General features: G+C 69.3%; 18 protein-coding genes, 1 tRNA gene and 1 other RNA gene. 10 read left to right on the top strand and 10 right to left on the bottom strand.

Translation table 11 applies throughout. From position 1 onward, the window contains the following. Nucleotides 1–246: 246 nt before the first annotated feature. Both gluQRS and A5767_RS09975 read right to left on the bottom strand, forming a co-directional pair. Nucleotides 247–1,179 carry a tRNA glutamyl-Q(34) synthetase GluQRS gene (gene gluQRS, locus A5767_RS09980; RefSeq protein ID WP_019290296.1) on the bottom strand — a complete coding sequence of 311 codons (933 nt, stop codon included), beginning with the start codon at nucleotides 1,177–1,179 and terminating at the stop codon, nucleotides 247–249. 9 nt (nucleotides 1,180–1,188) lie between these two features. After that, complete coding sequence (locus A5767_RS09975; RefSeq protein ID WP_064852206.1) at nucleotides 1,189–2,088, bottom strand: LysR family transcriptional regulator; 900 nt, start codon at nucleotides 2,086–2,088, stop codon at nucleotides 1,189–1,191. Nucleotides 2,089–2,211: 123 nt separating this feature from the next. Here A5767_RS09975 and A5767_RS09970 point away from each other — a divergent pair, with 123 nt between their 5' ends. Beyond that, nucleotides 2,212–3,600 carry an MFS transporter gene (locus tag A5767_RS09970; RefSeq protein ID WP_064852205.1) on the top strand — a complete coding sequence of 463 codons (1,389 nt, stop codon included), beginning with the start codon at nucleotides 2,212–2,214 and terminating at the stop codon, nucleotides 3,598–3,600. Then, nucleotides 3,597–4,334, top strand: a complete 738-nt coding sequence (locus A5767_RS09965) for a 3-hydroxybutyrate dehydrogenase (protein ID WP_006552511.1) — start codon at nucleotides 3,597–3,599, stop codon at nucleotides 4,332–4,334. Before A5767_RS09970 ends, A5767_RS09965 begins: the two co-directional genes overlap by 4 nt. Nucleotides 4,335–4,387: 53 nt before the next feature. Here A5767_RS09965 and A5767_RS09960 read toward each other — a convergent pair whose 3' ends face one another. Both A5767_RS09960 and A5767_RS09955 read right to left on the bottom strand, forming a co-directional pair. After that, nucleotides 4,388–4,972, bottom strand: a complete 585-nt coding sequence (locus tag A5767_RS09960) for a TetR/AcrR family transcriptional regulator (RefSeq protein WP_024102753.1) — start codon at nucleotides 4,970–4,972, stop codon at nucleotides 4,388–4,390. A 53-nt stretch (nucleotides 4,973–5,025) separates the two neighbouring features. Then, nucleotides 5,026–5,691, bottom strand: a complete 666-nt coding sequence (locus tag A5767_RS09955; RefSeq protein ID WP_064852204.1) for a YoaK family protein — start codon at nucleotides 5,689–5,691, stop codon at nucleotides 5,026–5,028. Between the two features lie 139 nt (nucleotides 5,692–5,830). Here A5767_RS09955 and A5767_RS09950 point away from each other — a divergent pair, with 139 nt between their 5' ends. Continuing rightward, on the top strand, nucleotides 5,831–6,886 hold the full coding sequence (locus tag A5767_RS09950; protein WP_082937652.1) for a GmrSD restriction endonuclease domain-containing protein: 1,056 nt from the start codon (nucleotides 5,831–5,833) through the stop codon (nucleotides 6,884–6,886). Nucleotides 6,887–6,909: 23 nt separating this feature from the next. Here A5767_RS09950 and A5767_RS09945 read toward each other — a convergent pair whose 3' ends face one another. Both A5767_RS09945 and A5767_RS09940 read right to left on the bottom strand, forming a co-directional pair. Then, a complete protein-coding gene (locus A5767_RS09945) occupies nucleotides 6,910–7,173 on the bottom strand; it encodes a hypothetical protein (protein WP_006552507.1) in 264 nt (87 codons plus the stop codon). 85 nt (nucleotides 7,174–7,258) lie between these two features. Further along, nucleotides 7,259–7,346 (bottom strand) — tRNA-Ser (locus A5767_RS09940). 117 nt (nucleotides 7,347–7,463) lie between these two features. Here A5767_RS09940 and ffs point away from each other — a divergent pair. The 5 genes from ffs to A5767_RS09915 all read left to right on the top strand — a co-directional run bounded on the left by ffs (nucleotide 7,464) and on the right by A5767_RS09915 (nucleotide 12,006). Next, an RNA gene (ffs, locus tag A5767_RS09935) (signal recognition particle sRNA small type) lies at nucleotides 7,464–7,558 on the top strand. Between the two features lie 47 nt (nucleotides 7,559–7,605). Next, on the top strand, nucleotides 7,606–8,898 hold the full coding sequence (locus A5767_RS09930; protein ID WP_033097939.1) for an aminotransferase class I/II-fold pyridoxal phosphate-dependent enzyme: 1,293 nt from the start codon (nucleotides 7,606–7,608) through the stop codon (nucleotides 8,896–8,898). Nucleotides 8,899–9,288: 390 nt separating this feature from the next. Beyond that, nucleotides 9,289–10,638, top strand: a complete 1,350-nt coding sequence (locus A5767_RS09925) for a hypothetical protein (RefSeq protein ID WP_231912051.1) — start codon at nucleotides 9,289–9,291, stop codon at nucleotides 10,636–10,638. Nucleotides 10,639–10,660: 22 nt separating this feature from the next. After that, the gene (locus A5767_RS09920; protein WP_006552504.1) at nucleotides 10,661–11,233 is read left to right on the top strand and encodes an HhH-GPD-type base excision DNA repair protein; all 573 of its coding nucleotides are present in this window, start codon (nucleotides 10,661–10,663) and stop codon (nucleotides 11,231–11,233) included. Then, nucleotides 11,230–12,006: a trypsin-like peptidase domain-containing protein gene (locus A5767_RS09915; RefSeq protein ID WP_006552503.1), complete on the top strand. Its 777-nt coding sequence runs from the start codon at nucleotides 11,230–11,232 to the stop codon at nucleotides 12,004–12,006. The genes A5767_RS09920 and A5767_RS09915 overlap by 4 nt, the downstream gene beginning before the upstream one ends. Nucleotides 12,007–12,027: 21 nt before the next feature. On the opposite strand, the gene A5767_RS09910 is transcribed toward A5767_RS09915, so the two are convergent. From A5767_RS09910 to A5767_RS09900, 3 genes are read right to left on the bottom strand one after another with little or no spacing between them, the layout of a single operon-like run. Continuing rightward, nucleotides 12,028–13,134, bottom strand: coding sequence for an LLM class flavin-dependent oxidoreductase (locus A5767_RS09910; RefSeq protein ID WP_064852202.1), 1,107 nt, complete (start codon nucleotides 13,132–13,134; stop codon nucleotides 12,028–12,030). Next, the gene (thiM, locus tag A5767_RS09905; protein ID WP_064852201.1) at nucleotides 13,134–13,979 is read right to left on the bottom strand and encodes a hydroxyethylthiazole kinase; all 846 of its coding nucleotides are present in this window, start codon (nucleotides 13,977–13,979) and stop codon (nucleotides 13,134–13,136) included. The genes A5767_RS09910 and thiM overlap by 1 nt, the downstream gene beginning before the upstream one ends. Before the next feature lie 59 nt (nucleotides 13,980–14,038). After that, entirely contained in the window at nucleotides 14,039–14,935 is an 897-nt protein-coding gene (locus A5767_RS09900) for a sulfurtransferase (protein ID WP_064852200.1), read from the bottom strand. Nucleotides 14,936–15,059: 124 nt separating this feature from the next. Between A5767_RS09900 and A5767_RS09895 the strand changes: the two genes are divergently transcribed. Beyond that, complete coding sequence (locus tag A5767_RS09895) at nucleotides 15,060–15,749, top strand: GntR family transcriptional regulator (protein WP_006552499.1); 690 nt, start codon at nucleotides 15,060–15,062, stop codon at nucleotides 15,747–15,749. Nucleotides 15,750–15,753: 4 nt separating this feature from the next. Here the strand turns inward: A5767_RS09895 and A5767_RS22590 are convergent, their stop codons facing one another. Next, the gene (locus A5767_RS22590) at nucleotides 15,754–16,398 is read right to left on the bottom strand and encodes a PadR family transcriptional regulator (protein ID WP_082937651.1); all 645 of its coding nucleotides are present in this window, start codon (nucleotides 16,396–16,398) and stop codon (nucleotides 15,754–15,756) included. 131 nt (nucleotides 16,399–16,529) lie between these two features. On the opposite strand from A5767_RS22590, the gene A5767_RS09880 reads away from it, so the two are divergent. Next, nucleotides 16,530–18,824: a DNA polymerase III subunit gamma and tau gene (locus tag A5767_RS09880; RefSeq protein ID WP_064852210.1), complete on the top strand. Its 2,295-nt coding sequence runs from the start codon at nucleotides 16,530–16,532 to the stop codon at nucleotides 18,822–18,824. Nucleotides 18,825–18,840: the final 16 nt, after the last annotated feature.

Genomic DNA, 18,840 nt, shown 5'->3' with positions numbered 1-18,840 from the left:
CCCGGGGGTAGTTCCCCGGAGGGGGGTAGTTGCCGGGCGGCGGATAGTTCCCACCCGGCGGGGGAGTGCCACCGCCCGAGGGCGGCGGATAGCTTCCGGGTGGCGGATAACCACCCGGGTTCTTCGGATCCTGATTCGGGTCGTAACCACCGGTGGTCATGGCTGCCTCTCGTCTCCGGGATCGGACACTTCCGAGAGAGTACGGACATCATCTCGGGTCCGCATCCGCTATGTCCGCATCGTGTCCTATCGGATGCCTTCCTCCGACGGGGTGAACACCCACGGATCCCGGGGGAGTCGCACGGGATTCCAGCGGTCCAGCAACAGTTCCGGCGACACGGGCTCGCCGGGGTCGGCGAGCCGCAGCGACACGGCGATCGTGCCCAGCACGTCGGCGGCCGTGTGACCGAGCGCGAGCTGATCGGCCAGTGTCACCGCGCCGTCCCGTTTGGCCAGTCGCTTACCCTCCTTGTCGAGCGCGAGCGGCACGTGCGCGTAGACGGGTTCCGACAGTCCGAGAAGGTGTGCGAGACAGGCCTGCCGGGGCGCGGAAGTGAGCAGGTCGTCTCCGCGTACCACCTGATCGATGCCCTGGTCGGCGTCGTCCACCACCACTGCGAGGTTGTACGCGGGGGTTCCGTCGTTGCGGCGCAACACGAGATCGTCGACGATGCCCGTGAAATCTCCGTGCAGCAGGTCGTGGACGGTGAACCACTCCTCGGTCGCCCGCAACCGGATCGCGGGGGCGCGGCCGGAGGCCCGGCGCTCGGCCCGCTGCTCGTCGGTGAGGTTGCGGCAGGTGCCCGGATAGGCGCCCGCAGGGGCGTGGGGTGCGGAGGTGGCCTCGAGGATCTCGCGTCGGGTGCAGTAGCACTCGTAGGTCAGACCGGCCTGCTCGAGTCGCGCGATCGCCTCGTCGTACAGGCGCCGGCGGCGGGACTGGTGGACCACCCGGCCGTCCCAGTCGAGACCGATCGCCGCGAGATCCGCGAGCTGGCGTTGCTCCGCGCCGGGACGCACCCGGTCGAGATCCTCGACGCGGACCAGGAACCGACGGTTGGTCGACCGCGCGAACAACCACGCCAGGACGGCGGTGCGCAGATTGCCCAAGTGCAGGTCGCCGGAGGGACTCGGTGCGAAGCGACCCGCTCCTGCTTCGTCCTCGTCCGAAAGTGACACCCGTGCACTCTATCGAGCGACCCCCAGGAGTACCGCTCGCTGGGCGTGCACGACCTCCCGGATCGCCGTGACCGCGGCCGCGACCTCCGGCTGCCGCAGCGTCTCCGAGCGTGCGACGAGCCAGTAGGCCAGACGCGCCTCGACCTCGCCGGGCAGGACCCGGACGAGATCGGGGTGCCGATCGGCCATGAAGCACGGCAGCAGACCGAGTCCTCCGGCGGCGCGGGTCGCTTCGACGTGCACGAACACGTTCGTCGAGCTGATCGAATCCTGCATGTCGGGGGCGATGCGCCGCGCGACGTCGAGATCGTCGACCTGCAGCATCGAATCGATGAAGTACACGAGGGTGTGCTCACGCAGGTCGCGGACCGACGTCGGGGAACCGTGCGTGGCGAGATAATCGCGCGAGGCATACAGGCCCAGGTTGTAGTCGGCGAGACGGTGCGCTTCGGCCCGATGCACCTGCGGGCGTCCCACGACCACCTCGATGTCCATGCCGGACCGCTGCTGTGAGGCGCGACGGGTGGTCGCGACGATCTCGACGGAGATACCCGGATGGCGTTGCCGCACGAGCGCGCCGGCCGGGGCGGCGATGTGGGCGCTGAAGCCGTCGGTGGCGGAAATACGCACGACGCCCTCGAGGCGGCGCTCACCCCGGGGGTTCCGCAGACTTCCGACCGCGGCCTCGATGCGTTCGGCGGCCTCGAGCGCCTCGCGACCGCGGTCGGTCAGTTCCCATCCCGCCGCCGACCGCGTGAGCACGCGACCGCCGAGGCTGCGCTCGAGCGCGGCGATCCGCCGGGAGATCGTGGTGTGGTTGACGCCCAGGTCGTCGGCGGCGCTGGTGAACCTGCCACTGCGCCCGACGGCGAGCAGGACGAGGAGGTCATCGGCCGAGGGCACGCTCATGTGTGCAGTTTTGCAGATCGCATCTGCGAATCGCGTCATTGTGGATGCAAATGTGCGTACCGATACTCGGCATATGTGTTTGGAAGTGTTCCCCGTCACACAGCGTCCCGGGAGGGTGCAGGCATGAGCGTCGAACAGGCACGAACGGATGGACCGGAGAGTTCACCGTCGGCATTGCGCAGGGTCGTCGGTGCGTCCATGGCGGGCACCGTCGTCGAGTGGTACGAGTTCTTCCTCTACGGCACCGCCGCGACCCTCGTCTTCGCCAAAGTCTTCTTCCCCGACGGCGGCAACGAACTCGACGCGATCATCGCGGCGTTCGTCACCTACGCCGTGGGCTTCGTCGCCCGGCCGCTCGGTGGGATCGTCTTCGGCCACTTCGGTGACCGGTTCGGACGCAAGCAGCTGCTGCAGACCAGCATCATCATGGTCGGCGTCGCGACCTTCCTGATGGGCTGCCTGCCGACCTTCGGTGCCATCGGGTACTGGGCGCCGGCACTGCTCGTGACGCTCCGGTTCATCCAGGGCTTCGCGGTCGGCGGCGAGTGGGGCGGCGCGGTACTGCTGGTCGCCGAACACAGCCCCGATCGCTCGCGCGGATTCTGGTCGTCGTGGCCGCAGGCCGGTGTGCCGATGGGCAATCTCCTCGCGACGATCGTCCTGCTCGTCCTCACCACCACGTTGCCCGAATCGGCCTTCCTGTCGTGGGGCTGGCGAGTCGCGTTCTGGCTCTCGGCCGTCATCGTGCTGATCGGCTACTACATCCGCACCAAGGTCACCGACGCCCCGATCTTCCTCGAGGCGCAGCAGGAGGCCGACAAGCTGAAGGAGACGTCGTTCAACGTCTTCGAGGTGCTCGAGCGCTACCCGCGCGGCGTGTTCACGGCCATGGGCCTGCGGTTCGCCGAGAACGTCATGTACTACCTCGTCGTCACCTTCTCGATCACCTATTTGAAGATCGTCGTCGGTGCCGACACCAGCCACATCCTGTGGTGGATGCTCGCCGCACACGCCGTGCACTTCGTGATCATCCCGATGGTCGGACGACTGTCGGACACGCTGGGACGCCGTCCCGTCTACATGATCGGTGCCGTCACCGCCGGTGCCTGGGGCTTCCTCGCCTTCCCGATGATGGACACCGGCAACAGTGCGTGGATCATCTCGGCGATCGTCATCGGACTCGTCTTCCACTCGTTCATGTATGCGGGGCAGCCGGCGATCATGGCGGAGATGTTCCCGACCCGCATGCGCTACTCGGGCGTCTCCCTCGGCTACCAGGTCACCTCGATCGTCGCAGGGTCGCTCGCCCCGATCATCGCCGCGAGTCTGCTCAGCCGCTTCGAGTCGTCGGTCCCGATCTCCTTCTATCTGCTCGGCTCGTCGCTGATCACGATCGTCGCGGTGATCGTGGCCCGGGAGACGAAGGGCATCTCGCTGCGCGACATCGACGCCGCGGACGCGGAAACGGTCGCCCAGAAGAAGGCCGCCGAGAACGCCAGGATCTCGGCATGAGGGCCCGCACCGCACTCGTGACCGGTGGTGTCGGCGGGATCGGGGCGGCCTGCGCTCGCGCCCTCGCCCGGCAGGGAGTCCGCGTGACCGTCGCCGACGTCGACGAGGTCGCCGCGAAGACGCTCGCCCACGAGATCGGGGGAGAGGCGTGGGGTGTCGACCTGCTCGACACCGACGGCCTCGACGGTCTCCGCCTCGACGTCGACATCCTCGTCAACAACGCCGGCATCCAGGTGGTGCGGCCGGTGGAGGACTTCGCCCTCGCCGACTTCCGCCGCATCCAGACGCTCATGGTCGAGGCGCCCTTCCTGCTCGTGAAGGCCGCGCTGCCCGGCATGTACGAGCGGGGCTTCGGCCGGATCGTGAACATCTCGTCGGTCCACGGGCTGCGGGCGTCGGCGTTCAAGGCCGGGTACGTCACCGCCAAGCACGGCCTCGAGGGGTTCTCCAAGGTCGTCGCGCTCGAAGGCGGTCCCCGTGGCGTGACGAGCAACTGCGTCAATCCGGGTTACGTCCGCACCCCGCTGGTGGAGAAGCAGATCTCGGAACAGGCCCGCGCGCACGACATCCCGGAGGATCGCGTGCTCTCGGATGTGTTGCTCACCGATCAGGCGGTGACCCGGCTGGTCGAGCCGGAGGAGGTGGCCTCGCTCGTGTCGTGGCTGGCCTCCGACGAAGCCGGGATGGTCACCGGCGCGTCGTACACGATGGACGGCGGCTGGTCGGCCCACTGACAGGACGGTCCGACTGCAATCACCGACCCGCGTCCCGGATTCCGGGGCGCGGGTCAGTGCGCGTCGGCGCCGTCGAGGACGAGCTGGACCTGGGCGTGCAGAGCGTGGGTCAGATACTCGCGCGGGTAGAGCTCGGGGCTCGCCGCCGCGTCGAGTGCGAGCCCGTTCGCGGCCGAGAGCAGCAGAGCGGCCCGGGTCTCCGGGTCGGGTGTACCGGCGCGGATCAATACGCGCGCTATGCCCGTGCGGATCGTGAACAGGGTGGCGGTGCGGATGGCGCTCAGCGTGGGGGAGGTGACCGCCCGCACGGCGAACGCCGACATCACGTGCACCTCGCTGCCACGTTCCTCGTCGAGGGGGAGCAGCTGGCTGAGCGCGGAGAACAGGGTGCGCGCCGGATCGATGTCGGGATCGACGTTCGTCAGCCGGTTCAGCACCCGGTCCGAGAGCGTGCGGAACGAGTACGCGAGCATCTCGTCCTTGGTTGGGAAATGGTGCTGCACCGCCCCGATCGAGACCCCTGCCTCGTTGGCCACCTCCCGCACACTCGCCGCGTCGAGACCGTTGCGTGCGGCCACGTCGAGCAGGGCCGCAGCAAGCCTGGTGGGGCTGGTGGTGATGTAGGGGCGCGTGCGCATGGGGAGCACCGTAGCCGAGCTCTCCACCATACGAACGTACGGGGAGGCGGGAATCACGCCCCGTCGGTGAGCTCGCGATCTGAGAGGAAACGGACCGACACCGTCAGCGCGGCTGCGAACGCCGCTGCGATCCACAGGGCGTGCAGCCCCAGCACCCGGTGGGCGAGCGCGCCGAGAACGGCGCCCGTCACCAGGCCGCCCCACAGGCCCAGATAGGGCAGCCAGCTCCAGCGCGGACCACCGAAGAACGCCGCCGCGATCCGCTGCCCGATCTTGACCAGCGCACCCGTCATGTAGGTCAGGGCGACGGTCGTCTCCCCGAGCCGCCGGAACACCGAGTTCTCCGTTCCCATGGCCAAGGTCATCGCGATCACGGCGACCGGCGTCCAGTCCACGAAGACGGCCGCGGCGGCGATCGTCAGCAACACGGTCACCGTCGCGAGGACGGCGGTCTTGCGGGTCCGCCGGTCTCGGTCGGTCAGTTCCGCTACCACGCTGCCGAGAATCACTCCGAGCACAAACAGCGCGAGCACACCGCCGATGAGCGCCACCGTCTGCCACGCACCGTCGGCCGTGCCGACCGCGAAGCGCGTGGAGTTGCCGCTCATGAACGACACGAACACACCGCCCAGGGTGATGAACCCGAGGGCATCGATGAACCCTGCGAGAGAGGACAGCGCGATCGCGAGTCCCTGCAACTGCCTGCCGTAACCGACCACCAGACGATAGTAGGAACCGTTCCCTCCGGGATGCCGACCACGTCGGCTCCCGGATGCTTACGTGGTGTAACGACCGGGCGTCGTGGGCGCGATGGACAAGGGGAGCCGTCCGGCGCCGTCGTTCTCAGGAGTTCCCTCGATGTCCTTGCCCCGCTTGTCGTCCCGGCTGTCCCTGCTCGTCGTCGCGACGGTCGCGGGTCTGACCCTCACCGGTTGTGATTCGACCACCGAGGACACTTCCGTCGCTCCGGCGGCGACTTCCGAACAGTCCCCGGTGCCGAGCTCCGAAACCCCCACGACGACACCGTCCCCCACCACGACGCGCTCCACCTCGACGACCGCACCGAACCCGGCAGCGTCGGCGGATTCGTCGGAGGCCCTGGCCCGGCTGGCGACCCTGCCGATCAAGGGGCGCGCGCCCAAGACCGGGTACAGCCGCGACCTGTTCGGCCAGGCGTGGAGCGATGACGTGTCGGTGGAGTTCGGGGGCAACGGCTGCGACACCCGCAACGACATCCTGCGACGCGACCTCGTCGATATCGTCTACCGGCCCGGTACCCGCGACTGCGTCGTCGCGTCGGGAACCCTGAACGACTTGTACACCGGTACGACGATCGCGTTCACCCGCGGGCAGGACACCTCGACCGCGGTGCAGATCGACCATGTCGTCGCGTTGTCGGACGCGTGGCAGAAGGGCGCGCAGCAACTCGACGCGGGCACCCGGGCCGATTTCGCCAACGACCCGCGCAACCTCCAGGCCGTGGACGGGCCGACCAACCAGCAGAAGAGCGACGGCGACGCCGCCACCTGGCTGCCGCCGAACCGCGCGTACCGCTGCACGTATGTCGCGCGGCAGATCGAGGTCAAGGCGATCTACGGCCTGTGGGTGACGCAGGCCGAGCACGACGCGATGGCGCGGGTCCTCACCGAATGCGGAGGTGGGGCTCCCGCAGCTGCACCCGCGCCCACCACGACGACGCGCCAGGCGCCCGCACCTGCGCCGGCACCCTCGCCGGCTCCTGCACCTGCACCTGCACCTGCGCCCGCCCCCGCCGAGCCGGCCCCTGCTCCGGCGGAGGTGTATTACAAGAACTGCGCGGCGGCCCGGGCCGCGGGAGCCGCACCGCTGTATGTGGGAGAGCCCGGCTACCGGCCGAAGATGGACGGTGACGGGGACGGCGTCGCCTGCGAGTAGCACACACCGCCGTGATCTCTCGGTCAGCTGAAGCGGTGGGTGAGATTGCGGCGCATGCGGTGCAGCTCGCGGAGCTGGGCGCCCAGCCGCTCGACCTCGGCGTCGAACCGGCGCGCCCGGTCCACGGCCCCCACCCGGTGTTCGGCGAGGGCCTTCTGTTCGGTCTTCTCGATGGCTGCGGACACCTCGTCGATCTCCCGGTCCAGCATCTCCACCCAGACCGAAGCCTGCTCGTGGTCGGCGTCGCCGCCGAGCGGGAAATTGTCGTCCGCGGTCACGAGACGCATCGTGCCCGAGATCGGCCCGGTACGCGAACAGGGGGACCGGAAAAGCAGAAACCCCGTGGGACGCTGTGCGCCCCACGGGGTTCCGTGGCGGAGGATAGGGGATTTGAACCCCTGAGGGCGTTAACCCAACCCGCGTTCCAGGCGAGCGCCATAGGCCACTAGGCGAATCCTCCGTGGGGAAGCATACCGAATGGAGACCCCAACTTGCCAAACGGGCACGTCGCACCCTGATTCCAGGGGTGCTGCGGGGGCGGGTTCGCCGCCGGGGCGCTCGTTCCTCTACACTTGCCGATGGATCCCGCGCGGCGCGCATCCTGTGAACTCCCCCAGGGCCGGAAGGCAGCAAGGGTCAACGGGCTCTGCCGGGTGCGCGGGGTCCTCTTAATTTCCGCCGATGCCCGTGTCACCGTGCACGGTGAAAGGTCCCTCCGCATGCCTACGCAGACCCAGTACGGGTTGATGAGCCATGAGGAACTCGTTGCAGAGCACGAGCGCCAGTCCGCCAACTACGAACGGTTGAAGTCGGAGAAGCTGACGCTGGACCTGACCCGCGGCAAGCCCTCGCCCGAGCAGCTCGACCTCTCCGCGGAGTTGCTGTCGCTGCCGGGTGCCGACGACTTCCGCGACGGCAGCGGCACCGACACCCGCAACTACGGCGGCCTCACCGGCCTGCCCGAGCTGCGCGCGATCTTCGCCGAGCTGCTGAACATCCCGGTCGAGAACCTCGTCGCAGGAAATAACGCGAGCCTCGAGATCATGCACGATCTCGTCGTCTGGTCGTTGCTGCACGGCACCGTCGACTCGCCGCGCCCGTGGTCGCAGGAGTCGGTCGTCAAGTTCCTGTGTCCGGCGCCCGGCTACGACCGGCACTTCGCGATCACCGAGTCGCTCGGCATCGAGATGATCCCCGTGCCGCTGCGCGAGGACGGCCCCGACGTGCGGTTCATCGCCGATCTCGTCGCGAACGACCCGCAGATCAAGGGCATGTGGGCTGTGCCGACCTACTCGAACCCCACCGGCGCGGTGTACTCCGAGGAGGTCGCCCGCGAGTTGGTGTCGATACCGACGGCCGCTCCCGACTTCCGCATCTTCTGGGACAATGCCTACGCGGTGCACCCGCTCACCGAGCACCTCGCGCCCGCGATCGACATCCTCGGTCTGGCCGCGCAGGCCGGTCACCCGAACCGCGTGTTCGCGCTGGCGTCCACCTCGAAGATCACCTTCGCCGGTTCGGGCGTGAGCTTCTTCGGCAGCTCCACCGAGAACCTCACCTGGTACCAGAAGTACCTGGGCATCAAGACCATCGGTCCCGACAAGGTCAACCAGCTGCGTCACCTGCGCTTCTTCCGCGACGCCGACGGTGTGCGTGCCCACATGGCCACGCACCGCGAGATCCTTGCGCCGAAGTTCGCGCTCGTGCGCCGCATCCTCGAGGAGCGTCTCGGCACGTCGAAGGTCGCGTCGTGGACCGAGCCCGAGGGCGGCTACTTCATCAGCCTCGATGTCGTCGAGGGCACGGCGGCCCGCGTCATCGCCCTGGCGAAGGAGGCGGGTATCGCGCTGACGGGTGCCGGTTCGGCGTTCCCGTACAAGAAGGACCCCGAGGACAAGAACATCCGCCTCGCACCGAGCTTCCCTTCGCTCGGTGAGCTCGAGAAGGCCATGGACGGTGTCGCGACCTGCGTGCTGCTGGCCGCAGCGGAGAAGGCGCTCGCCGACAAGTAGTGCGTGGGTAGGTACGCAACGCGAGGACGAGGCTCGCAACATCGGCAGTCACTGCCGGCGTTGCGAGCCTCGATTCTTTGTTGCGTACCTCCGTCGACAAGAATCTGCACTCCGGGTGTGAGTTTGTTCCCAGCCTGTGGATAAAGTTGTGCACAACACGTGGACGGGCGGTGGACAACTCGGATCGGCCCTGGTCGGGGCATTCTCGGTGCTCGCCGTCACCGCGACTTGCTTTCCCCTACCGACCTGACATACTCGCTGGTCAGGGTCGCCGCATACCGTGCGGCGGGTTCGGAAGTGGTGAGTGTGATGGAAAACCGCGCTCTCGTGAATTCCGGAGTCGGCGTATCGGCCGTCGGATCTGTCACGGGGTGTCTCGGTGTACTGAAGGTGTTCCTACTGGCGCTCGACATCGAGGCGGCGCCCGAGACGCCCCCGCGGGTCCCACCCGTCGAGAAGGTGGAGCCCTTCCTGCCGGCACGCATCGCCGAGCAGCCCGAGACGGACCACGGTGTGCGTCCGCCGTGCCTGCTCGCGTTCCGGCACGTCGTCGACCCGACACGACCGGAGATCTCGTTCGGTGCGTCGACGGGGTCGCTGCGTGAGGCGCCGGACACAACCCGACCGTATGTGGGACACCCCGCGACGTGCGTGTCGCTGTGGGACGTCCCCGGCCACGGTCTCGTCCTGGCGTTGGAATCGCTGTCGGACCACGGGTCGCCGCTCGTCGACTGGCGCAGCGACCCGCTGCAGGACCGCGACGGCGCCGGTCTGCGCCCGGTGCTCGGCGAGTTCCTCGCGCCCTTCGAACTGACCGCCGACGCCTGCCTGAACGACGTGTTTCCCGGACTGAACAGGCGGTTGTGTGCGCCGACGACCTATCAGCCCCTGCACGAACTCGTCGTCCACCGCCACCGGGGAGTCGGCGATCGCGAGGTCGCCGAGGGCATGGTCGTGGAAGTGGTCTCGAGCGGCGGCGAACGCGTCCGCTCGCTCGTCGACGGCCCGCGCATCGGACCGGAGGCCCGCACGGCGGCACGGTCCTGGGGTGTGTTGTGGAAGTGGGACCGGGTTCCGCTGGTGGACCGGCCCGTGCAGCCGGGAGCCACCATCGCCGTGCGGGAGGACTCCGGTGCGGTGCTGTTCGACCTCGAGGCCACCGCTCTCGGCAGCGACTATGTCGGGCACGGCACCCGCGAGATGATCTACGGGCTCATCCCGTGGGTGGCGGTGCGGGCCCGGGCCTCCGCCGACTACTGGACGACCATGGAGCATCTGCGCCACCCCGACGGGCTCGGCGGCGATCGGCTGGCCACGGTCCTCGACGACATCGCGATCATGCAGGCGCGCCGGATGGAACGGGCCCTGCTGCGCAAGGAATCGATCCACGACGACCGGTTCCACTCGTGGACGCAACCCACCCAGCTGCGAGCACTCATGGCCGGCCGGGTCGCCGACGAGTTGGCCGAACTCGACGCGGAACTGTCCGAGGCCGTGGACATCGTCGAGCACGCCCTGCTGCGCAGTGCCGAGTTGCGCGGTGCGAGGCATACCCGCTTGGCCAAGGGCTGGTCCGCGGCGGCGTCGGTCATCGCCGTCGTGGCGTTGTTCGCCGCCCTGGCCGCCGTTCCGGACACCTCGCAACCGACGCTGTTCCCGCACTGGCTGCATGCTCTGACCACGTCGATCGCGCTCACCCTGGGCATCGTGATCGCGGTGGTCGTGTGGCGCCGCCCCTGACGCGCAGGGCATGATCGTCTGCATGTCCTCGACGCTGAACCTGGTCGGAGATCCCGACGCCGACGCACTGCTGGCCGAGAACCCGCTGGCGCTTCTCATCGGCATGCTGCTCGACCAGCAGGTGGCGATGGAGGTCGCGTTCGCGGGACCGAAGAAGCTCGCCGACCGTCTCGGCGGTCTCGACGTGTACCGCATCGCGTCGGCCGACCCCGACGAGTTCGTCGCGGTGTGCGCGCAGCAACCGGCCGTCCACCGGTTCCCCAAGTCGATGGGACAGCGGATCCAGGCGCTGTGCGCGGCGATCGTCGAGGACTACGACGGCGACGCCTCCGCACTGTGGACGTCCGGCGACCCGGACGGCAAGGAAGTGCTGCGGCGGCTGAAGAAGCTGCCGGGCTACGGCGACCAGAAGGCACGTATCTTCCTGGCGCTGCTCGGCAAGCAGATGGGTGTGCGGCCCGAGGGATGGCGCGAGGCCGCCGGCGACTATGGGCACGAGGATGCGCGCCGGTCGATCGCCGACGTCGTCGACGAGCAGTCGCTGCGCGAGGTGCGCGAGTTCAAGAAGTCGATGAAGGTAGCGAAGAAGTCATGAGACGCGTCGCAGCGGTGTGCGGCGCCGCCGTCGCCTTCGCCGGGGGAACCGTGGGCGTGGCCTCGGCCGGCGGGGGAGACGACCGGGTCGTCCTCCGGCCCGGCGACGGGATCGTGTTCTCCGCGGAGCCGACACCGGGTTGGTGTTCGGTGGCGGCGGTCGGGCACGACGACGCGGGTCGGCTCGTCGCGATCACGGCGGGGCACTGCTATCAGACGGGATCGTCGCCCGTCTGGAAGGTCGAGGAGCAGCACCGCGGGCCGATCGGAACCGAAACGGACGTCGCGAGTACGGGTTCGGTCGATCAGCTGGGATTTCCCACCGACGAGATCGCCGACTACGCGGTGGTCCTGCTCGACGAGACCCGCGTGCGGGGATCGAACACGTCGGTGCCCAACGACCGGGGAGAGCGAGTCGTGCTCGAATCGGTCGCGGCGTTCGGCGAAGGCGAGCTGCCGGCCGGAACACATTGCGCGGCAGGGCGGAGCACGTCGGTGGCCTGCGCGACCGGCGATGTGCGGGTGGACGGGAACCTGATGTCCTCGCCGCTGCTCATGCGACCGGGCGATTCCGGCGGGCCGCTCGTGCGTACCGAGACGGGCGAATGGATGGGACTGTCGGTGGGTTACCGGTTCCCGCAGACCGCGGTCTCCGACGACCGGCAGGTTCCCGACACGAGGTTCGCCGCCTACCAGCGGGCCGACCGGATCCTCGCCGAGATCGACGCGCGCGACGGGATCGGCTCGGGGTTCCGTCTCGTCGACACCCCCTGACCGATCCCGTCCGCGTTACCGTCAGAGCTTCTCGAAACGTGGAATCAGGTGTTCGGCAACGTTTTTCGCCTCGTCGATGAGCGGCCATCCGGCGAGGATGAGGGAGGTCGGTCCGGTCGCGTCGCGCAGGGTGCGCACATGGCCGGTGATCTCGTCCGGGTCGCCGACGTAGTAGACGGCCGACGATCCCGTGGCGAAGATGTCCAGCGGTGACCACGCGGTGATGCCCGCGTAGAGGCCGTCGCCGAGATACAGGTCCTCGGGTTCGGGCAGCTTGCCGGCGTTGATGGTGTCGACCCAGCCCTGCCGCTGCGCGTCGCGCGCGGTGAAGGTCTTCAGATCCTGCTTGCCGTGCGTGCGGCGGCGCACCGCCCGGTCGAGCACGTCCTGGATCTGCTCGATGCCGGCCTTCTCGAACAGCGACCGGAACCGCTCGATCGCTTCGTCCCGGCTCGGGCGCACGATCACACCGGACAGTGCGCCGAAGTCGGTGTACTCGCGTCCCTCCGCAGCAGCGGATTCGCGGGCAGCGGTGAACTTCTGCGTGACGAACGAGGTCTCACGCAGCATGATCAGATAGGCGTCGAGGATCTTGCCGGCGTTCTGCAGGCCGGCGGGGGAGTCGCCCGTGCCCCACAGTGGCACCGAACGGTCGGCCGGCGCGTCGATACGCAACGGGGTGTTCGGGAAGTTCGACTCGGTGCCCTCGGCGTAGATCCGGCGGAATTCGTCCCAGTACTTCTCGCCGAGCTCGTACCGCCGGTCGTGCTCGACGTTCATGTCGTACTTGGTGAGGATGTTCTCCCGGCCGTTGACCGAGTTGATCATCAGGCGGCCACCGCTGAACGCGTCGAAGGTCAGGGCCTTCTCGGCGAGCAGTCGCGCGGGCATCATGTTCGCGTAGATCGCGACGAGGAACTTCATCCGGCTGGTGTGCGCCGCAGCCCAGGTCGCCGAGATGAAGGGGTCGTTCGGCCAGGTCGCGACGAGCGCACCTTCGAAGCCGCCGTCGTCGATGGTCTTCGCGAGTTCGATCTGCCGCTGCCCGTCCACCGGGTACAACCCGCCGGGGCTCCAGGGGTAGTCGCCGTCGGCCTGGGTGAGATACCAGAAGGTCTTGATGGGCATTACTTCGTGTCCTTCGAGGGGAGTTCGAACGGTTCGACGCGGGCGCGGGCGCGCAGCGTGCCGGCGTCCACGGCGAACAGGGCGTCGAGGTAGGCGACGGCGAAGGAGCCGGGGCCGGTGGAGTTCTCCTCGGCGATCTCGGACGCCACGGCGACGTGCGTGTGGGCGGCCGCGAGGCCGACGAGAGGGGTCTCCGCGACCGCGAGATAGGCCGCGACGAGTCCACCGAGGGAGCATCCGGTGGAGGTCACGCGCGGCAACATGGCGCTGCCACCGGCGATGCGCAATCCGACGATCCCGCCGTCGCGGTCGCGGGCGACGAGGTAGTCGACGGGACCGGAGGCCGACACGGCGTCCGCGCGGTCGAGCAGCGCGAGCGCGGCAGGCACGGCAGCAGCGGCCTCGTCGGCGCTGTCGACGCCGCGCGTGTCACCGCCCAGACCGGCCAGCGCGATGATCTCGGAGGCGTTGCCGCGGATCGCGGTGGGACGGAACTTCAGCAGGTCGGCGGCGAGAGAGGTGCGCCACGCCAGTCCGCCCACGCCCACGGGATCGAGGACCCACGGGGTGCCGGCGTCGTGCGCGGCCTCGGCCGCGCGGGTGAAGGCCACCGAGGTCTCGTCGAAGGGCGTGCCGAGGTTGACGAGCACTCCACCGGCGATGCGCGCGAAATCGCCTGCCTCGTGGGCGTTGTCGATGTGCGCGTTACTGGCGCCTGCGGCGAGCAGCACGTTGGTGAGGAAGTTGGCCGAGACGATGTTGGTCAGCGAGTGCACCAGCGGCGTCTGCGCGCGCAGGGCGTCGAGGGTGACGGCGAGATCATCGACGGTGGGGGTCGTGGTCACGGGAGATCCTGTCGGGAGGAGGGGAGGGGACGAAGCGGGTCAGGATCGCGGACATCGCATCATGCGTCGCCCTTCCCTTCTCCGAGTGTCCGCATGGGGAGTGCGGGGTCGGCGGTCCACTCCTTGAGGGATCCGTCGTAGACGGCGATGTCGTCGTGGCCCGTCCGGACCAGTGCGAGCGCCACCAGGCAGGCCGAGACGCCGCCACCGCAGTAGAGGATCAGGGGCCGGGAGGTATCGGCGAGGGCCTGCTCGGCCAGCTCGGCGATCCGATCGGTGCTCCGCAGGACGCCGTCGGCGAGCAGGCTCTTGGCCGGCAGGTTCCGGCTCCCGCCGATGTGCCCGCGGCGCGCGTAACGAGTGGTGGCGGTGCCTGCGAACTGCTCGGCGTCGAGCGCACAGACGAGGGTGCCCGGTGCGTCACCGGACACCACGGCGAGCACGTCGTCGCGATCGCGCCACAGGCCGTGGTCGGGCAGCCCGGTCCGGGATGTGATGGCAGTGCGCTCGGCGGCGTCGCCGGTTTCCACGGGCAGGTCGAGTGCGGTCCAACGGGCGAAGCCGCCGTCGAGGACGCGGGCGGAGACACCGATGTTGCGCAGCATCCACCACAACCGGGACGCCCAGGTCATGCCGCCGTCGTCGTAGATCACGAGGTCGGTGTCGGGGGTCACACCGAGTTCGGCCAGGGCGGCCGCGAGGTCGTCCGGGGCGGGGCGGGAGAAATGCAGGTCGGTGCCGGGGGCGCTGAATCCGCCGAGCAGGTCGGCGTGCACGGAGCCCGGGATGTGCGCGGCGCGCCAGGTCGCGTAGCCGGATTCCGGACGGTAGTCGCCGTCGAAACGGGGCTTCGGAAAGGTGACCGTGGCGTGCAGGGCCGTGTGGGCGCCGGGGTCGCTCGCGAGCTCTTCGGCGCTGATCAGCACCTGTTCGTCCCGGAAAGCCGCCTCGGTCACGCGTTGGGTCCTCTCGTCGTGTTCGAGGAGCGACGCTAAACGACGAATAACGTATACGCAAGTATTCGTAAGTCCACGGTGGCATAATCGGCGCACGTAAACGGCATGCCTACGGAGGGTGTAGATGACCGAGCAGGACGCGACGGCCGAGCTGGAGAGCTCTCTTCTCGTCGAATCGCCCACCGGGCGCGACGACCAGACCTCCAAGCAGTACCTGCGCCTGCGCTCGGACATCCTCGCGGGGAAGTTCCCACGCGGCGCCGCTCTGCACGAGACCCAGCTCAGCGAGACCTACGGGGCGTCCCGCACCCCCATCCGCGAGGCGCTCAACTGGCTCGCGCACGACGGTCTGCTCGAACGGGCCAGTCGCGGCTTCCGGGTGCGTTCGGGCACCCCCGAGGACGTCATCGAGATCTATGCGGCGCGCGTCGCGCTCGAATCCGAGGCGGCCGGCGCCGCGGCGATCCGGCACACCGATCTCGACATGGCCCGGCTCGAGCGACTGCACGATTCGTGCTGCTCAGCCACCGACGACGGCGCGGTGCGCATCGGGAACTTCCGGTTCCACGAGGCGCTGTGGCAGGCCGCGCACAACACGACGATCACGACATTGCTCGTGCGTCTGACCACCCAGCTGCGGATCTACGACTCCGGGCCGCCGTCCAACTACGGCGAGCCCGATCTGCTCAACCGGGAGCACGCGCAGATCCTCGACGCCTTGCGGGCGCGGAACGAGTCCGCGGCCCGCGAACACATGCGTGCTCATCTCGAGCGCAGCCGCGAGCAGCGCATCCGCCTCTTCGCCCGCGGCTGAGCCTTCACTCCTGATCGGACGTGTCGATGTCGCCGGCGAGGATCCGGTACAGCGACTTCTTGGCTCCGGTGAGGACCGCGTGTGCCGCGGCGACCTCGGCGTCGGAACCGCCCATCGCGACCGACCGCGTCGCGACCTGCAGTTCGCGCAGTGCGAGTCGCAGGTCGGGGGCGTCGGAATCGGGATCGTGAGCGGCGAAGGGGTCGAGGAGCTCGTTTTCCGGATCGTCGATGTACGTGCGGCCCGCATCCGTCAGTGAGACGAGCTTGCGTCCGCCCTCCTTCTCGACGGTGACGAGTCCTTCGTCCTCGAGCTGGGAGATCGTCGGGTAGATCGCGCCGGGGCTGGGGCGCCATGCGCCGCCTGTCCGTTCGGCGATCGCTTCCATGAGCTGGTAGCCGTGCATCGGTTCGGTGCCGAGCAGGCGCAGCACGGCCGCGCGGACGTCGCCTCGCTGTGCTCGGCCGCGTCGTCCTCCTCGCGGGCCGCCGTGTCCCCGTCCGCCGCCACCGCGGTGCGGCCGGAAGCCGGGTTCGTCGTGCGGGTGGTGTCCGCGACGGCGGGGGCCGTCGGCGCGGAACGGGCCGCCGGGAAGATTTCGATCGTGCATGGCGCGGCGACGGCCGCGGGGATGTTCGTGGGTTAGCATCTGTGCGTCTCCTTCTATGTCGATACGGTCACGATAGATCTCGATATATCGTTAACGCAACAGTGGTCTCGGCCACAGATGTCAACGGACCGACCTCCGTGCATGTCGGGAGCCGCCGGTACGCTCGGCGCGTGGCTCTGTACCGGAAGTATCGACCTGCGACCTTCGCGGAGGTGGTGGGGCAGGAGCACGTCACCGTGCCCCTCAGCACGGCGCTCGACACGGGCCGCATCAACCACGCCTACCTGTTCTCGGGTCCTCGTGGATGCGGCAAGACGTCCTCGGCGCGCATCCTCGCCCGCTCGCTCAACTGCGAGACCGGCCCCACGTCCACTCCGTGCGGAACGTGCCGGTCGTGCGTGTCGCTCGGCCCGGGCGGTGGAGGCAACCTCGACGTCACCGAACTCGACGCCGCGAGCCACGGCGGTGTCGACGACACCCGCGAACTCCGCGACCGCGCGTTCTACGCTCCAGCCGAATCGCGCTACCGCATCTTCATCATCGACGAGGCGCACATGGTCACCACGCAGGGCTTCAACGCCCTGCTCAAGATCGTGGAGGAGCCGCCGGAGCACCTCATCTTCGTCTTCGCGACCACCGAGCCCGAGAAGGTGCTGCCCACCATCCGGTCGCGCACGCATCACTATCCCTTCCGGCTCCTCGCTCCCACGGCGATGCGGGGTCTGCTCGAGCAGATCTGTGGCCAGGAGAACGTGCCGGTCGAGGACGCGGTCTATCCGCTGGTCATCCGTGCCGGCGGTGGATCCCCCCGCGACTCGCTGTCGGTGATGGACCAGCTCCTCGCCGGTGCCGGCCCCGAGGGCGTCACCTACGAGCGCGCCCTGTCGCTGCTCGGCGTCACCGACGTCGCTCTCATCGACGAGGCCGTCGATTCGCTCGCGGCCGGCGACGGCGCGGCGCTGTTCGGCACCGTCGAGAAGGTCATGGACGCCGGGCACGACCCGCGTCGCTTCGCCGTCGATCTTCTCGAACGGCTCCGCGATCTCATCCTCATGAAGTCCGTCCCCGACGCCGCCGAGCGCGGACTCGTCGACGCACCCGGCGACGTCCTCGAGCGGATGCGCGACGAAGCGACCCGCCTGGGCCCGGCCACCCTCACCCGCTACGCCGAGATCGTGCACGCCGGGCTCGGCGAGATGCGCGGTGCGACGTCGCCGCGTCTGCTGCTCGAGGTGATGTGCGCGCGCATGCTGCTCCCCGCGGCGTCCGACGCGGAAACCGCTGTCCTGCAACGCCTCGAACGACTCGAGCAGGGCATCGTCGCAGCCCCGGCGGGAGGTGTCGCGCCGAAGCCGGTGGCAGTACCCGCCGCGCCTGCCGCACCGCCCATCTCGCCCGACGAACCCGCGGCACGTTTCCAGCGTCCCTCCCAGCGCCGGGCAGCGGAGGCGGCGCCTGCCGCACCGTCCAACGAGACTGCTCAGCCCCGCGAGACTGCTCAGCCCCGCGAGACTGCTCAGCCCCGCGAGACTGCTCAGCCCCGCGAGACTGCTCAGCCGCAGCCGGAAGCTGCCCAGCAACCCCCTGCCCAGCAGGCACCGGTGCAGCCCGAACCGGCCCAGCCGGCACCTGCCCCGACACCGCCTCCCGCCGCCGCGCAACCTCCCGTCGTCCCGGAGGCTCCACAGCCGCAGAGTGTGCCCGACGAGGTTGCCGCGCAGGAGGTTCCGCCGCCCGCCCCCGAGGAGCCGGTTGCTCCCGAACCCGAGCCCGAACCCGCCCGCGCGGCAGGCGGTCCCGACGCAGCCCAGATGCGGGGCGTGTGGTCGGAGGTGCGCGCGAAGGTCCGCGAACGCAGCCGCACCGTCGAGGTGATGCTCTCGGGCGCCACCGTCCGATCGGTCGACGGCACCCGCGTCGTGCTCGTGCACGACTCCGCTCCGCTCGCGAAGCGACTCGCCGACGCGCGCAACGCCACGGTCATCGCCGATGCGCTGAAGGCGGTCTTCGGTGGAGAGTTCGAGGTCACCTGCGTCCACGGATCCGCTGCTGCGGAGGCGCCTGCCAGAACCCCGGCACCCGAAAAGAATTCGCGTCCGGCGGGTCAACCGCGTTTCTCCCGGCCGAGCCAGGCGAAGAATGCCGCGCCGCCCGCACCCGCCGAAGCCCCCGCCGCGCCGCAGCGACCGGCGACCGCACCGTCGGCTGCCCCGACGTTCACGCGTCCGTCCGTGGAGAGCGTCGACGACATCCCGCCGCCCGAAGCCCCCGACCTTCCCGACGACCCGGGCCCCGGCTACGACGCGCCGCCGCCCGACCCGTCGCAGATGACGGAGGCGGACGTCGAGGAGATGTTCGCCGAGGCCGCCACGCCCGGCGACCCGTCGACGCGCCGCGATCCTGAAGAAGTCGCGATCGAGCTGCTCAAGGACGTGCTGGGAGCGAAACCGCTCGACGAGAAGTAGTCGTACCGGGCCTGGA

Source organism: Rhodococcus sp. 852002-51564_SCH6189132-a (genome assembly GCF_001665495.1).
GTDB lineage: Bacteria > Actinomycetota > Actinomycetes > Mycobacteriales > Mycobacteriaceae > Rhodococcus > Rhodococcus pyridinivorans.
The sequence above is the reverse complement of the archived record's forward strand: the minus strand, read 5'-3'. Positions and strand labels throughout refer to the sequence as shown.